This is a genomic window from Nostoc sp., from assembly GCF_036916975.1.
Lineage (GTDB): Bacteria > Cyanobacteriota > Cyanobacteriia > Cyanobacteriales > Nostocaceae > Nostoc.
Genome location: NZ_JBALFF010000015.1, coordinates 33,493 through 49,821, shown reverse-complemented (window position 1 = coordinate 49,821; position 16,329 = coordinate 33,493). Strand labels below are relative to the sequence as shown.

At 41.8% G+C, this 16,329-nt stretch carries 12 protein-coding genes, 1 tRNA gene and 1 pseudogene; 8 read left to right on the top strand and 6 right to left on the bottom strand.

The genetic code is table 11. From position 1 onward, the window contains the following. Positions 1-186: 186 nt before the first annotated feature. The 3 genes from rpsB to V7K73_RS03585 form a co-directional block, all read right to left on the bottom strand. Positions 187-981, bottom strand: a complete 795-nt coding sequence (gene rpsB, locus V7K73_RS03595; RefSeq protein ID WP_334877210.1) for a 30S ribosomal protein S2 — start codon at positions 979-981, stop codon at positions 187-189. A 257-nt stretch (positions 982-1,238) separates the two neighbouring features. Further along, entirely contained in the window at positions 1,239-1,388 is a 150-nt protein-coding gene (locus tag V7K73_RS29775; protein WP_442936732.1) for a helix-turn-helix domain-containing protein, read from the bottom strand. Between the two features lie 158 nt (positions 1,389-1,546). Beyond that, a tRNA-Val gene (locus V7K73_RS03585) sits at positions 1,547-1,619 on the bottom strand. Positions 1,620-1,911: 292 nt separating this feature from the next. On the opposite strand from V7K73_RS03585, the gene V7K73_RS03580 reads away from it, so the two are divergent. From V7K73_RS03580 to V7K73_RS03565, 4 genes are all read left to right on the top strand, one after another. Further along, positions 1,912-2,499, top strand: a complete 588-nt coding sequence (locus tag V7K73_RS03580) for a metal-binding protein (protein ID WP_334877206.1) — start codon at positions 1,912-1,914, stop codon at positions 2,497-2,499. A gap of 28 nt (positions 2,500-2,527) precedes the next feature. After that, positions 2,528-3,346, top strand: a complete 819-nt coding sequence (gene mazG / locus V7K73_RS03575; RefSeq protein WP_334877204.1) for a nucleoside triphosphate pyrophosphohydrolase — start codon at positions 2,528-2,530, stop codon at positions 3,344-3,346. A 309-nt stretch (positions 3,347-3,655) separates the two neighbouring features. Then, on the top strand, positions 3,656-5,950 hold the full coding sequence (locus tag V7K73_RS03570; RefSeq protein WP_334877202.1) for a PAS domain-containing hybrid sensor histidine kinase/response regulator: 2,295 nt from the start codon (positions 3,656-3,658) through the stop codon (positions 5,948-5,950). 15 nt (positions 5,951-5,965) lie between these two features. After that, positions 5,966-6,322: a hypothetical protein gene (locus tag V7K73_RS03565; RefSeq protein ID WP_334877200.1), complete on the top strand. Its 357-nt coding sequence runs from the start codon at positions 5,966-5,968 to the stop codon at positions 6,320-6,322. A gap of 235 nt (positions 6,323-6,557) precedes the next feature. Here V7K73_RS03565 and V7K73_RS03560 read toward each other — a convergent pair whose 3' ends face one another. Further along, entirely contained in the window at positions 6,558-8,540 is a 1,983-nt protein-coding gene (locus V7K73_RS03560) for a zinc metalloprotease HtpX (protein ID WP_334877198.1), read from the bottom strand. Positions 8,541-8,952: 412 nt separating this feature from the next. Between V7K73_RS03560 and V7K73_RS03555 the strand changes: the two genes are divergently transcribed. Next, positions 8,953-10,260, top strand: coding sequence for a glutamate-5-semialdehyde dehydrogenase (locus V7K73_RS03555; protein WP_334877196.1), 1,308 nt, complete (start codon positions 8,953-8,955; stop codon positions 10,258-10,260). A 313-nt stretch (positions 10,261-10,573) separates the two neighbouring features. Here V7K73_RS03555 and V7K73_RS03550 read toward each other — a convergent pair. Further along, a pseudogene (locus V7K73_RS03550) lies at positions 10,574-10,684 on the bottom strand (hypothetical protein); the annotation flags it as partial. 493 nt (positions 10,685-11,177) lie between these two features. Continuing rightward, on the bottom strand, positions 11,178-12,590 hold the full coding sequence (locus V7K73_RS03545; protein WP_334877192.1) for an isochorismate synthase: 1,413 nt from the start codon (positions 12,588-12,590) through the stop codon (positions 11,178-11,180). Positions 12,591-12,921: 331 nt separating this feature from the next. Between V7K73_RS03545 and menA the strand changes: the two genes are divergently transcribed. Genes menA through V7K73_RS03530 form a run of 3 tightly spaced genes read left to right on the top strand, consistent with a single transcriptional unit; the run spans position 12,922 to position 16,312 of the window. Then, complete coding sequence (gene menA / locus V7K73_RS03540; protein WP_334877190.1) at positions 12,922-13,818, top strand: 2-carboxy-1,4-naphthoquinone phytyltransferase; 897 nt, start codon at positions 12,922-12,924, stop codon at positions 13,816-13,818. A gap of 41 nt (positions 13,819-13,859) precedes the next feature. Then, the gene (locus tag V7K73_RS03535; RefSeq protein WP_334877188.1) at positions 13,860-14,933 is read left to right on the top strand and encodes an o-succinylbenzoate synthase; all 1,074 of its coding nucleotides are present in this window, start codon (positions 13,860-13,862) and stop codon (positions 14,931-14,933) included. Then, positions 14,918-16,312: a 2-succinylbenzoate--CoA ligase gene (locus tag V7K73_RS03530; RefSeq protein ID WP_334877230.1), complete on the top strand. Its 1,395-nt coding sequence runs from the start codon at positions 14,918-14,920 to the stop codon at positions 16,310-16,312. Before V7K73_RS03535 ends, V7K73_RS03530 begins: the two co-directional genes overlap by 16 nt. Positions 16,313-16,329 lie beyond the last annotated feature (17 nt).

The following is a 16,329-nucleotide window of genomic DNA, read 5'->3' as shown; positions in this document are numbered from 1 at the left end:
GTAATCGCTCACGGGTGTTGAGTATTTCTATCTTACTCAGGGCTGGGGGTGAAAAAATAACGAAGTTTTGAGGTATGAGTTTTTTCGCCTCTACCTTAGCCTCAGATTTGCCGTTCTTGTAGGGCGGCTTGCTGCTATTGTGCCAGCCACCCTACCCTGCGGACACTTCCTTCACCCCTGCTTTAGTTATTCTTCTGTTTCCTCATCGGGAATTACGGCATCAGTATATTCGGTTTCTTCGTAGTCTTCGTCATACTCACCACCGTCGTAATCTTCGTAATCGTCTTCAGCCTCAAGCTGACCGTGACGACCTTCATAAATGGCATCCGCCAATTTTCCGACTATCAGCTTAATTGACCTGATAGCATCGTCGTTTGCTGGGATGGGGATATCTACTACATCTGGGTCACAGTTTGTATCCAACATGGACACAATGGGAATATTCAGCTTTTGGCATTCTTGAACTGCGTTATATTCCCGCCGTTGGTCTACAATGACCACGATATCGGGGACTTTCCGCATTGTTTTAATGCCGCCTAAGTATTTCTGAAGCTTCGTCATTTCCCGACGTAGCATTGATGCTTCTTTTTTCGGTAATAAATCTAGTGCGCCAGTTTCTTCACGGCGTTCTAAATCTTTCAGACGGTCTACCCGGGTTTTGATGGTTGCCCAGTTGGTCAACATTCCGCCCAACCAGCGTTGGTTAATATAGTGGGAACCGCAACGGCTGGCTTCTTGGGCAATAATTCCGGCTGCTTGGCGCTTGGTGCCGACAAAAAGAAATTTCTTCCCTTGTTCTGCGTGCGATCGCATGTAGTTGTAAGCATTATCCATCAACTGGGCAGTTTGCACCAAGTCGATAATATGCACACCATTGCGGGAAGTATAAATGTAAGGAGACATTTTTGGGTTCCAACGCCGGGTCTGATGCCCAAAGTGAACCCCTGACTCCATCATTTGAGCCAATGAAACTACTGGCATATATTTTTCAACTCCGATTCGGGTTAAACCTCCATCCAAGTGCATTTCCCTACTGGGAAACACCCGAATTCTTAGATGTGCGAGATTAGTTAACCATACTAGGTTAGCATATTATGAAGAGTTCTAGTTGGTTGACATGAAGGCGAGAAAATAGCGTTGCCCACTCAACAACTAGGCAAGCCATAACGTTTTAATGTATGGTCTAAAATACTACCCATTTCTTGCTGATAACGCTTGGGAGTTGTGTGTAGGATTCTTTAAAACACAGATGTCATGTGACTCTGGTTACCAAATCCTGCTTCTGCTGCTACCTGTGCCAGCGATCGCTTTTGGTTTTGTAAGAGTTTTTGGGCAAGTTCGAGCCGACACCAAAGGACATATTGATAAGGCGATAGTCCAGTTGTGATTTTTGGCGAATGCTGCGACGAAAAGATGATTCTCGCTCTAATGCATTAAGAGCAATGCGACGTAGTAAAGCAAAGTTTTGTGGTCAATTAGAGATTGTGAATCCATTTAAAAAGGCTAGAAACCGCATCTAAGCTGTCTCTAGCCTTTATTTACTTAATGGGCAGTACCAGACTCGAACTGATGACATCCTGCTTGTAAGGCAGGCGCTCTACCAACTGAGCTAACCGCCCTTTTGTTCAATCCTTAACTAATATAGCAAAACATTTCGCATTGCGCTAGTATTTTTAAGAAAATCTTTTTTTCTCTTATACTGACTCAGTATTCAGTTACTCAGAGAGCATCCCGTCAGGTGCAAAAACTTTGTGTTTGCCCTCATCCCCTAACCCCGAATCCCATATAACGGGAGAGGGGGAACTAGAATTATGTCTCCCCTCTCCCCAAAATGGGAGAGGGGCTGGGGGTGAGGGAAAAGATTTAAGCCAAAATTGGGATGCTCCCGTTAGTCAGCACTTAGGATTTAGGATGCCCTCTGGTCGGACGCACGATCGCATTACTATGTATGCTCTGCCGTTGGTGGCGGGCGTTACTTTCTGGCAAACTCGCAGCAGCAATGCGACTTTGTTAGTTGCAGGCGGGTTTATCTTTGGCGGGCTGATGTTTGGCCCGGATTTGGATATTTACTCTGTGCAATTTCAACGCTGGGGTTTATTGCGCTGGATTTGGCTACCTTATCAAAAAAGTCTCCGGCATCGTTCTTTTTTATCCCACGGGCCGATTATTGGCACGATTGGGCGGATACTTTATCTGGGGTGTTTGTTAGCTATTGTGGCAATTTTTGTTTTAGCGATCGCTCAAAGGTTATGGAATCTGAGTTTTAATTGGCAAGATTTGGGGGGAACTGTGGGGCGATCGCTCGTGCAATACAATACTGAATATATCGCCCTGTTTTTGGGGTTGGAATTGGGGGCGATGAGTCATTCTCTGAGCGATTGGGGGGGGTCGGCTTATAAACGTTTTAAAAAGCAGGGGGTTCGGGGGTTGCTTCCTAGTGGCAAAATTAAGAAGCGGAAAGTCAGGGGTGGGGGTCGTCGGGCGAGAGGAAAGAAATGATTTTTTTAACGCAAAGGGACGCAGAGGTATGGATAAGGAAAATGAGACTTTGGCGGCGTTGCAGGAGTTGATTGAGGTGGTGGCGAAGTTGCGCGACCCTGATGGTGGTTGTCCTTGGGATTTGGCGCAAACTGCCGAAACGCTCACGCCTTATGTGATTGAGGAAGCTTATGAGGTGGTGGATGCAATTAAGAGTGGAGATAAGGGTGCGATCAGAGAGGAGTTAGGCGATTTATTATTACAGGTGGTATTGCAAGCCCAAATTGCTAGCGAATCGGGGCAATTTTCCCTCAAAGAAATAATTCAGGGGATTTCTCAAAAGTTGATTCGCCGTCATCCCCATGTGTTTGGTGATGTGTCGGTGACAAGTGTGGATGAGGTGCGGCAAAATTGGGAACAAATCAAGGCTGCGGAGAAAGGCGAAGCATCTCCAGAGGCGCAAAAATTTAGTTCTAAACTCGCTCGTTATGGGCGCACCCTTCCCCCACTAACGGCGGCGATGAAGATTTCTCAAAAGGCTGCTGCGATCGGGTTTGAATGGGAAAATATTCAGGGTGTTTGGGATAAGTTTTATGAGGAGTTAGGGGAGTTTCAACAGGCTTTAGCTGAAGAAACACCACAACGACAACAAGCAGAATTAGGCGATTTACTATTTGCAGTGATTCAGCTAGCCCGTTGGCATAATCTTGACCCCAGCGCCGCTTTGCAAGGCACAAATCAACGCTTTGTCCAACGATTAGAAAAAATGGAGGCAGTTGTTGACCGTCCCCTTTCTGATTACAGTTTGGATGAATTAGAAAAGTTATGGCAACAGGCAAAAGCTCAACTTGCTCAAGAAGGGTATTAGTCATTTGTCATTTGTCATTTGTCAGGAATTATTATTCTCCCCTGCCCACTTCCTTCTTTAAGATTTATGTTTCTTGCTCTACAGCCCTCTAGGTGGATTTATTTATAAAATTTTTATTTTAAAATACTACCAGAGGTTGAGTCAACTATAATTATTGTGTCTAATCCCCTTTGTAGAACTCGCGTTGTCAAAACAAACCTCTATCTTTTGAGCCATAGCTTTGAGATCAGCTTTTAACATAGATTTGGGCTTATACTTGCTTAATTTTTCCTCTGGCGTGCGCGTTTTAGTTTTAGCAAAGTGAGCAACATGAATGTAGACGATTTTAGTCAAGAAATAGAAACATTTAGCTCACGGGTGACGGGATTATTGCAAAGTACTGCCACTGAGCCGAACTTGCAACAACAGCTAACGGCTGAAGCTTTTGAAGAACTTAAAATCACTTTAGAAGAACTGAAAATTGCCTCCGAGGAACTACAAGCAACCCGAATGGTAGTCGAGAAGGAGCGTCAGCGCTACCAAGAATTATTTGATTTTGCGCCTGATGGTTACTTGGTAACTGATACGAATGGTATTATCTTGGAAGCTAACCTTGCTGCTACCATACACCTTAATGTTTTACAGCGATTTTTGATTGGCAAACCGCTACTTACTTTCATTGCCAGATCAGATCATCAACCTTTTTTTAACTACCTAACTCAGTTGCAGCATCTAGACCGGGGCGGGGAATGGGAAGTGTGTTTACAACCACGGGAAAAAATCTGTTTTGATGTTGCTTTTACAGTAGTTACTGTCCGTAACGAGGAAGGTAAGCCAGTTGCTCTGCGCTGGCTAATGCGCGACATTACCAAGCGCAAGCGTTTAGAGTCGGAACGCGAACAGTTATTTGTCAGTGAACAAGCCGCCCGCATTTCAGCCCAAGCAGCACAGAGGCGTTCTAATTTTTTGGCTGAAGCAAGTCATGTATTGGCATCTTGTTTAGATTACCGTACCACTTTAACCAGCGTCGCGCAATTGGCAGTGCCTACCCTAGCCGATTGGTGTATTGTAGATGTTGTTGAAAATAATTCGGCAGTCTTCAATAACCCAGTCATAGCTGCATCTGAACCGCAAAAGGAAGCAATAGTAAGAGAATTGCGACAACGCTATCCAATTGCTGTTGATGCTGATTATGGGCCAGCGAAGGTTTTACGAACTGGTAAGTCGGAACTGGCTACAAATATTATTGAGTCGTCATTACAGAGAAATGCATCAAACCAAGAACACCTGAGTCTGCTGCACCAACTCCAACTTAAATCTCAGATGACTGTGCCATTGCTGGTGCGTGAACGCAAGCTGGGGACAATTGTATTTGCATCTGCACAACCAGGACGGCATTACACTATTGTAGACCTGGCAATGGCTGAAGAACTTGCCCAACGGGCAGCCTTTGCCATTGAAAATGCACAGCTTTATCGGCAAGCCCAGGAAGCTAACCGAATTAAAGACGAGTTTTTAGCGATCGTTTCTCACGAACTTCGGACACCTCTTAACTCTATGCTGGGTTGGGTTCAAATTATCCGTAATCGAAAATTGGACGAGGCAAGTACCTTTAAGGCACTGGCGACAATCGAGCGGAATGCTCAACTCCAGAGGAGACTGATCGAAGATATCCTGGATGTTTCCCGGATTATACAAGGTAAAATCCGCCTAAATCTCCGTAAAGTTAACCTGGTACTTGTAATTAACGCAGCGATTGAAGCTATATATCCCACATCTGAAATTAAGGATATTCGAGTTGAGTCTTACCTTGATTCCTCAGTAGGTGAAGTTATAGGTGATTCAGAACGCCTGCAACAAGTCGTCTGGAATTTGCTCTCTAATGCTGTGAAATTTACACCGAGTGGAGGGCTAATTGAAGTACATCTAAAGCAGGTAAACTCAAATGCCCAGATAAGCGTGTCTGACACAGGTAAGGGAATTAGTACTGACTTTCTACCTTTTATATTTGAGCGCTTTCGTCAAGCTGATAGCACAACTACTAGAGCCGAGGGTGGTTTGGGGCTGGGACTGTCAATTGTGCGCTACATAGTAGAAATGCACTCAGGTACTGTCCACACAGCTAGCGAAGGGGAAGGACGGGGAGCAACATTTACAGTGCTGTTACCCACCATAGAATCGCAACAAGAGGAGCAAATTAAAGAGAGGGAAGTAAAAGCCGATAACCTCTTAGCGCTCAGAGGCTTACAAATACTTGTTGTGGATGACAATACCGATACACGCGAGTTAGTTTCGTTTATTCTGCAACAGTCTGGAGCAGAGGTGATATCGGTTAGCTCAGTAGCTGAAGCTTTAGAAGCGCTGGAACGATTGGAACCAGATGTTTTAGTCAGTGATATCGGAATGCCAAATGAAGATGGTTATGCGCTGATTCGCAAAGTGCGAATCAGCGAAGTAGCTCGATTCAAAAAAATTCCAGCTGTAGCACTGACGGCCTTTGCTAGAGATGAAGAGTCGAAGCTGGCTCTGCAAGCTGGATTCCACGTTCATCTCTCCAAGCCAATCGAGCCAGAGAAGTTAGTGAGTGTGGTGGCGAACCTGGTTAAAGGCAGCCAACAAGTTTAATGCACAATTAAGCTTTTGGTAAAACCTGCCGCTGATATAGCAAATGTTGTCGCTAATATAGCAAATGCGATCGCTGATATAGCAAATGCGATCGCTGATATAGCAAATGCGATCGCTAATATAGCAAATGCGATCGCTAATATAGCAAATGCGATCGCTAATATAGCAAATGCGATCGCTAATATAGCAAATGCGATCGCTGATATAGCAAATGCGATCGCTAATATAGCAAATGCGATCGCTGATATAGCAAATGCGATCGCTGATATAGCAAATGCGATCGCTAATATAGCAAATGCGATCGCTGATATAGCAAATGATCTAACCCTAGTAGGGGCTTGTCTTTGCCATACCCCTACGGTAAATCTATAATATAGCGGTTCTCGTTCATGTGAGGTACACCCGTAGGGGCAATTCATGAATTGCCCTTAAACCTTGCGATATAATTTTGTACCGCATCTGAGTGGTAACCGCTATATATCAGGGTTTCCGTGAATTAGTATAATTTATAAGTTGCATAAAAAAAGGAGGTAGTTAATAACTACCTCCTGACAAATTAAAGCTTGGATGGACTGAGAAATGCTTTGACAGCAGGCGAGAAACTCAGCTAACTGCTCAAGAACATAATCAAGACCACTCCCAGGATAATCGATCCACCGCCAAGGATGAATGACCAAAAGCGATGGTAACTATTAACAATGGTGCCATTTTCACTTTGAAGTTGAATCAAATCCATCCAAGGTGCAACACCCCGACGGAACCAACCCACCGCCCCAACTTGTTCGCCAATCAAGCTTTTGACTCGCTTCATCCCAAACAAGAAATTGCCGATAGGGCCAAAGCGTGAGGCGTAACGCAGATAAAGCATCCCAGTACGATCCTGAATTTTTAAATCGGAACCAAATTTATAACCAGCATCGCCACGACCAATTAGTTGACCTTTAAGTTTTGCAGGTTGTCCACGTAACGGACTGGCGTAAGGGTCTGACATCAGGGTGAGAATATCGGTTTCTGCTGCTTGTTTGTAATCGGGAAACATCACCAAGGCTTTAACAATAATCCCCATCCCTAAGCCAATTAGTGGCGCACCAAATGCTAAACCTGTGTTTGGGGAACTTGACCACAGAATCACACCCATTATCAAGCCAATGAAGAAACCTATAGTTTCAGCACCATACAGCACAACATCTAAAAAAAAGTTGCTGTAAAGCCTACTCTTACTCAGAGTTTTGCCTTCTTTGATAACTCGCCCCATATCGAACTCAGTCGGTAAACCCAACTGTTCGGCATAGGTGCTTAATGCACGAACTCGTTTTCCTGTCAATGGATGAGTAGAATTTAATTCCATCCACCAGCCCCAAGGGTTAAACATATCCCACAAAAAGACGCGACCAACTTTTTGCGGATCGGATGCAATGCGGTAAGCGGTTCCTGTGGAAGCCGCGGCTTTATGGTCATAGATACCCAAGGCGCGAGTGCCTTCAATTAAACGGCTGGGTTCTTGTGTCCGTGAACCTTCTTCTAATATCCCGTAGGCAATCTTTACCAAAGCGCGGGATAATCCATTGGGATTACCTGTACTTTCTGCTGCAAAGTGGTCAGCAAAATATTCTCGTGTGCGAGAGAGGTACAGCAGTAAGTAAGTACCAATAAGATAAAACACGTAGGCGACTAAGGCAGCAGTTTGCATCGCATCTTTAATTTTGCGATCGCCACCACGCCCTAATCTTATAGCTGTGCTGTAAATCAGGTAGCAAATCTGCACTAAGGTAGAAGCTACTGTCATCACTGCGAAGTCCCAGTGGACGATATGCCCCAATTCATGGGCGTAGACGGTAGCAATTTCATCGTCATCCAGGTATGTGAAAAGTCCCTGACTGACTACTAAACGGGCGCTGTTAGGTAATGAGCCATAAGTAAAAGCCGTGGGGTTTTGGTCGTTAATGATGCCCAAACGGGGCGTTTTTAACTTTTTCTGTTCACAGACTTGGCGAATAACTTTAGCCGTCTCTGGACTGAGGTTTTCAACTTCTGCTAACTCTACCCAGCGAGTTTGGTAAAGCCAGCTTTGGGTTAAGTCCATGAGAAATGGAGACAAGAAAAAGGCGGCGATATTAAAAACTAGGGTAATACCAATTGCGATCGCTAGTCCTTGCTGGGGATTGTCGCTACCCAAAATAAATACTAAACTCAAACCTAAAGCGAAGACCATGCCAAATAGCAAGGTCATGGTGACACCAGAAGCTAACGCCAAACTACCACCCACACCCCCCATCGCTAACTTTATCCCAGTAGTGGCGGCGCGACTAGCTTTTTGGCTGGCGTTAGATGGGGTTTGACCCAAAGATTGACTAGCTTTTTGGGACCAACTGCGAGCCTGTGGGTTTTCACTCATGATTAACTTTTGACAGAGAATCTTGGCTTTTTCGATTTCGCCTGTGGCTTGATAGGCTTTGATCAGCCACATCTGTGCTGAAAGATAATCTGAGGAATCACGTTCAACGCAATCACGGCAGAATTGTTCGAGTAATTCAACCGCTTCTTGATAACGTTTCTGTTTTAAGGCATCTAATCCAGATTGCAATGACATAAAATCTCCCTAGCAAAGGAGTGGTATTTGATCCATGAATACTCAATAGATCCAGCGATCGTCATCACAATTTCGTAAAAATTTAAATATTGGCAGTATAAATTATTTACTTAAGGAAAAGACTAGAGAAACATACATTAAGATGTCTCTCTAGTCTCCGGTACGCATAAATCATTTTTAAGACTTTAAAATAGAGCTATGTAACAATACTTATAATATTTTGAATGCTGTAAGTTTAGTACCTTTAATTTGTCTGTGTTCGATAATCATAGACTAAATGTTTTGAACCAAGTTTTGCTTCACCCGATTGGAGTAATCATTGATTACCCAGATGGTTCACCCGATTGGGGGAAGACGATAAGCAATGATCAACTCACATTGATAAGATGAGGAAAAGGTAAAGATTTGTACTATGACTATTCTTAACATTGCTTCTCCCCTAATTGCGATCGCAGGACAAACCCGCCAAGCTGCAAGTAAATTAGCGATTCTCTCCACTGAGGCGAAAAATCAGGCCCTTGTGGCGATCGCTGAAGCTTTAGAATCAGCTAGAGATGAAATTTTACAAGCAAATGTTACTGATTGTGAAGCTGCTGATGCTGAAGGAATTCCCCAACCGCTTTATAAACGCTTGCAGTTGGATGAACATAAATTAAGAGATGCGATCGCAGGGGTACGAGATGTTGGTAAGCTAGCCGATCCTATTGGTAAAGTACAGATTCACCGAGAAATTGACACTGGTTTAATTCTGAAGCGAATTACTTGTCCTTTAGGTGTTTTAGGAATTATTTTTGAAGCCCGTCCAGAAGCGGCGATTCAAATTGTTTCTTTAGCGATAAAATCGGGTAATGGTGTGATTCTCAAATGTGGAAAAGAAGCGGTGCGTTCTTGTGAAGCAATAGTTAAGGCAATTAAACAAGGATTATCTCAAACTGCTGTTAACCCTGATGCGGTACAGTTGCTCACAACTAGAGAAGAAACTCTAGAACTTTTGAAGTTAGATAAATATGTAGATTTAATTATTCCCAGAGGTTCTAATTCTTTTGTGCGTTTTGTGCAAGAAAATACACGGATTCCGGTATTAGGCCACGCCGATGGAATTTGTCATCTTTATATAGATAAAGCCGCCGATATTTCTAAAGCAGTTCCGATTACAGTAGATGCAAAAGCGCAATATCCGGCTGTTTGTAATGCGATTGAAACTTTGCTAGTTCACCAATCAATTGCTAGTGAATTTTTACCAAAAGTTGCCCAGGCTTTGCAAGAAAGGCATGTAGAATTAAGAGGTGATAAACGCACTTTAGAAATTTTACCTAATATTGTAGCTGCAACAGAAATAGATTGGGAAACAGAATACAGCGATTATATTTTGTCTATTAAGATTGTAGACTCTATAGAAGGTGCGATCGCGCATATTAACGAATATGGTTCTCGTCATACTGACGCGATTATTACTGAAGATTCAACATCTGTAGAAACTTTTTTTGGATTGGTAAATTCCGCTAATATATTCCACAATTGTTCTACCAGATTTGCTGATGGTTTCCGCTATGGTTTCGGTGCAGAAGTCGGAATTAGTACGCAACAAATGCCACCGCGTGGGCCTGTTGGTTTAGAAGGATTAGTTACATACAAATATCAAATGACTGGCAATGGGCATATTGTAGCTACTTACACCGGTGCGAATGCTAAAGCTTTTACTCATCAAGATTTGGGGTAAAGTATTCTCAGATAGTAGTACACACAAGTGCTGTCCACATAGGTTTCAACTCTTTTATCCACATTTTGTCAGAGTTAAACTCTCACGCTCACCGACATCCCGCCCAGAACTAAAGTTCTGGGCTAATAGCTGAAGTCCACTTAAGTGGACTGAACAATTAATTTAGTCCACTTAAGTGGACTTCAGCTATGAGACTCGGAATTCATTCCGAGGCGAGATAGAAACGTAGTGCGAGATTTATTAATAAAGATATGGCCAAGCAAATTTTAGTGATTGAGTGTTGCAAAATCATCGGTGGCTGATAAATTAGCTATTAAACTAATGCTTTGAGTAATGCCTGAAGTTTAAGCTGTACCTCTGCAAACTCCTTGTCATGATCGGAGCCAGCAACGATACCAGCACCAGCATACAATCTCGCGCGATCGCTAGATTTAAAGGTAAAAATGCGATCGCTCAGGTACGTTTACTACGTGTTTCATAATACCTTAAACTACGGACTCCGCCCCAAATCGCACCTAGAATGGTTCCAGCCTGAATAAAACACAGCCGAACAAAAAATAACTCTAGCCCTATCATCGCTAGACTTAGGCCATTCAGGTCGGGATTTGAATAACTTGGATGAGTTTTAAGTTGCCATTTATACCATAATCACCCCAGACAAAAACCAGCAATAGCACCTAGTAAAGCAACAATAAATGACCACAAGAACGTTAATAATCCATATTCAATTGAGTCTAAACGCCATATAGCAACAAAAAGAAATATTGCTCCTGTAAATGCTGCAACTATTACTGTTAATAAAATTATAATTAACATTAATGTTAAATTTACTTACTATTAAGGTGATAATTACTTAATAGTTTACTACAGAATTGTGATAAACATCTTTAGCTGGCATACAAAATTACTAATTAACTTTAAACTAATGCTTTAAGTAACGCCTGAAGTTTAAGCTGCACCTCTGCAAACTCCTTGTCAGGATCAGAACCAGCGACGATACCAGCACCAGCATACAATCTCGCGCGATCGCCATCAATCAATGCTGAACGAATTCCCACAATAAACTCGCAGTTACCCTGAGAATCTATCCAACCCAGAGGCGCAGCATACAAACCTCTTTCAAAGTTTTCATAACGCCGAATTTCCGCACAGGCTACATCTCGTGCTGCACCGGCAACAGCTGGTGTAGGATGCAATTGGGCGACAATCTTTAATGGATGGATGTTTGCAGGAACTATAGCACTAATTGGTGTCCATAAATGCTGGATATTCGATAATTGTCGCAGCCGTGGTGCTAATATTTGGGGTAATAAACCTAGCTGGCATAGGCGTTGTGTAATGAAATCAAGCACCAGTGAATGTTCGTGCTTTTCTTTTTCACTATTAAGCAAGCGATTGGCATTAGCTGCATCTTCAGCAGGGGTTTTACCTCGTGGTGCAGAACCAGCTAAAGCATCAGTAATTAACTGTTGATTATTAATACTAATTAATCTTTCTGGACTTGCACCAATAAAGTTTTGTCCTTTGCCATTACTTGTAGAAAAAATATAACAATTAGGATGTATTTGTCTAAGATTATTTAAGGATTTAACTAAGTCAAAGTGATTGCTTGATTTTACATCTAATATATCTGCGAGAACAATCTTGCTTAAATGACTAGACTTAATTTTTTCCAGAACAGATACTACTGAACGTTTAAACCCAGTAGCATTGGTGACAGATTTCTTGTAAAAGTTTGCTGGGAAACAATCAATATTAGCAGAGTAATATTCTAAAGATTGAAGAAATTCAATTTTGTTTTGCACATTCTCCAATAACCTTGGGATATTTACACTTTCATTGATAATTATATTTGTTACTAATATGCAACGTTGATTTTTAACAGCTACTTGCCAACGGGGAAGAAAGATGGTAGCAGATGGAAACGGATAATCTATTTGGGCATTTTTATCAAAAAAGCTGAAATAACAAAAAAAGTGAGGGCCAGAAAAAGGTTGGTTAACGTTACCAAAGTTAATTATATTTTTTAGACAAGATTTGATAAAATGTTCAGCTTGAGTAAAACGATCTATACCATCAATTTGTAATTTTGCCACGGCATCAATTGCCGCGATCGCTTCTCCTTTACCTTTATCCTCAAAGTAAAAATTTATTTCATTTGCTTGTGTTAGTTTATCTAATACTAGTAAAGGGTCAACTAAATCGATCTCCTGAGAGATACTGACAATTTGCCTGCAATTACTTTTGACGCACTTTTCTTGCACTGCTACCAAAAATTGATATAAATCTTTGTGTACAAAGAGGTTGCTACGACATGGTGAAACTGTCATGGATCTATAGTAAATTTTTTTTAAGTTAACTTCCTAAAGTGTAATTAATCGTGGTCGTATTTCTACAGGTGACATATTAAGTTATCATTTCACCAGCGGAGGATTTGCGTTGTTTATGGTGTTCCCAGACCCTGACAAGCCAGTTATAGCCCAAGCCTGGAATGTGAGAGGGCAATGATAAAGCTACCATTGCAACAGTTAAAAAGCCCAAATTATAAGTTTTTTAACTTTTGAATGCGTGAATGCCTGACTTTTGCGTAACGGTGCGTCTCTTTAAATTATAAAATCTTAAGTGTAAGTATTTTTCTGGCAATTTAATTAATTACGACTAATGACAACCAAGCAGATTTTATATCCTAACAGTAAGTTATGGATGGCAGCGATTAAACCGCCAATGTACAGCGTTGCCATTATGCCCATTTGGGTAGGAACAGCAGTAGCATTCGCCGAAACTAAAGTTTTTAATAGTACAGTATTTTCTACTTTTGTAGCTGCGGCAATCTTAATTCTTGCCTGGGAAAATATCAGTAATGATGTGTTTGATTCCGAAACCGGTATCGATCAAAATAAGCACCATTCTCTGGTTAACTTAACAGATAATAAGTCATTAATATTTTGGATAGGAAATTTGTGTTTAGGTTTGGGATTGCTGGGCATACTAGCGATCGCTTTTTGGCAACAAGACCTAACTGTTATCGGCATCATTTTACTATGCTGTGGTTTAGGCTATATGTACCAAGGGCCTCCCTTTCGCTTAGGATATCAGGGTTTAGGCGAGATTCTTTGCTTTTTTGCCTTTGGCCCCTTAGCAGTGGAGGCAGCATATTACAGCCAAACCCAAACTTTATCAATGACTTGTTTAGCAGTCTCAGTCATTGTCGGTATTGCCACAACCTTAATTTTATTCTGCTCACACTTTCACCAAGTTAAGGATGACATAGCCGCAGGCAAGCGATCGCCTATCGTCCGTCTAGGAACTCAAAAAGGGGCTCAACTCCTAGTTTGGTTTACTGGTAGCATTTATCCCCTAAGCTTGCTGTTTGTACTATTGGGAATTTCTCCACCTTGGACTTTATTGAGTTGGGCAAGTTTACCCTTTGCTGTCAAATTATGTCGCCATGTCCAAGAAAATCACAACCAGCCAGATAAAGTTAGTAACTGTAAATTTATCGCCGTAGCCGTGCATTTTTGTGCTTGCTTGCTGCTTGGACTGGGATTTATGCTTTAATGGCATGGAGCATTGGGCATTGGGCAAAGGGAGAATGACTAATGACTAATGACTACAGATTTGAATTTCGTCCTTATCAGCGAAGATTTCTGCAATCGGTTACCACCAATCATGGTAATTGGGATATTCGTGAAGGTATTATTCTCCGGCTTACCGATGAATCAGGTAAAGTAGGCTGGGGAGAAATTGCCCCCATTAGCTGGTTCGGTTCCGAAACCCTAGAACAAGCCTTAGATTTTTGTCGCCAACTCCCAAAAAAAATCGCAGACGAGATAATTTTCTCCATCCCAGATGAGTTACCTGCTTGTCAATTTGGCTTTGAGTCAGCTTGGGAGTGGGGGGATGAGGGGGATGAGGGGGATAATTTTATAACTCCTAACTCCTCACTCCAAACTCCTAACTCCTCACTCCAAACTCCTAACTCCTCACTCCAAACTCCTAACTCCTCACTCCTAACTCCTAACTCACTCTTTTTCAGTGCTTTATTACCAGCTGGGGAAGGGGCTTTAAATCAATGGGAAACTTTGTGGGAGAAGGGATATCACACATTTAAGTGGAAAATTGGTGTGTATGCGATCGCTGATGAACTAGAAATTTTTGAGTCACTGATATACACCTTACCAGACTTTACCAAACTGCGATTAGATGCTAACGGTGGACTCAGCTATGAAGAAGCTAACTTATGGCTGCAAACTTGCGACAATTTTAAGGCGAATAGAGAACTATCCTTAGAAATTGAATTTATCGAACAACCGTTACCCGTTGAGCAATTTCAGCAGATGTTGAAATTGAGTAAGAGTTATGAAACTGCGATCGCAATAGATGAATCTGTCGCCACACTTAGGCAACTCGCCGCCTGTTATCAACAAGGTTGGCGAGGAATTTTTGTGATTAAGCCTGGGATAGTTGGATCTCCATCTCGTCTGAGAAAGTTTTGCCAGCAGCATAAAATTGATACTGTATTTTCATCAGTATTTGAAACTGCGATCGGTAGACTTGCAGCACTCCAGCTAGCAGCGGAATTATCCCGAAACAATAGGGCAGTTGGTTTTGGCATTGACCATTTTTTTGAACAAGAAGAAACATGGCTTCAAAGTCTATGGAACGACCTTTAGACTATCTTAATAACCTGTCTGAAAATGATTGGTTTATTGGTTATAACAGCCGTCAATTTAATCAAATAGCTCAAGACTTATATTTAGAACTAACACAATTATCAGCAGATAGAATCCCACCAAAAATCATCTTAGCCGAACGTGAACCATTACGGTTTTTAGCAAGTTTTATTGCCGCTTGTGCAGCTAATTGTCCAGTTTTTCTTTGTAACCCCGACTGGGTAAAAGAAGAATGGCAGCAAGTCTTTGATTTAGTAAAACCAGATATTATTTGGGGAGTAGGCAATAGGCAATCGGGAATCGGGAATCGGAATTGCGAAGAAATTACTATCATATCCCCCCATTCCCCACTCATCATGATTCCCACAGGTGGTTCATCTGGGCAAATAAAATTTGTCATCCATACTTGGGAAAGTCTTATAGCATCTGTACAAGGATTTACAGAATATTTTCAACTAAAACAAGTCAATTCTTTTTGTGTATTGCCGCTATATCACGTTAGCGGTTTAATGCAATTTATGCGCTCTTTCACCACCGGGGGTAAACTGGCTATTCTGCCATTCAAAGCAGTAGAAACAGGTCAAATATTCAACATTAAACAATCAGAATTTTTAATATCTTTAGTCCCAACGCAGTTACAAAGACTCCTGCAAAATCCCGAATTAACTCAATGGCTATCTCAATTTAATACTGTACTTCTGGGAGGTGCGCCAGCATGGAACGAACTATTAGAAAAAGCTAGATTTAATCGCATTCGGTTAGCGCCTACTTATGGCATGACAGAAACAGCCTCTCAAATTGCTACCCTCAAACCCGATGATTTTCTCAGGGGTAAAATTAGCAGTGGTGAAATTCTTCCCCATGCAAAAGTAACTATTCGCAATCAGCAAGGTGAGATTTTAAATTCCAATCAAATCGGAAATATTACGATTTATGCTCAATCTTTAGCCAAGGGCTACTATCCGATAACCAGAGAAAATCAAGCTGATTTCCAAGTAGATGATTTAGGATTTTTAGACGAGCAAGGTCATTTAAATATTGTCGGACGTAATAGCGACAAAATTATTACAGGTGGAGAAAATATTTACCCAGCAGAGATTGAATCAGCTATACAAGCAACTCAATTGGTTGCCGATATTTGTGTCATCGGTATCCAAGATAAACATTGGGGACAAGCTTTAACAGCGATTTATATTCCCAAAAAATCAAATACCTCTGCCTTAAAAATCCAAACTCTACTCCAAGACAAACTCAGCAAATTTAAAATTCCCAAATATTGGATTCCCCAGCAAAACCTACCCCGCAACTCCCAAGGTAAAATCAACCGCCAAGAGTTACAGCAAATAGCCAGAGAATTCCTCCAAAATTCCATCACATAATCTCTCTAGACTTTCTT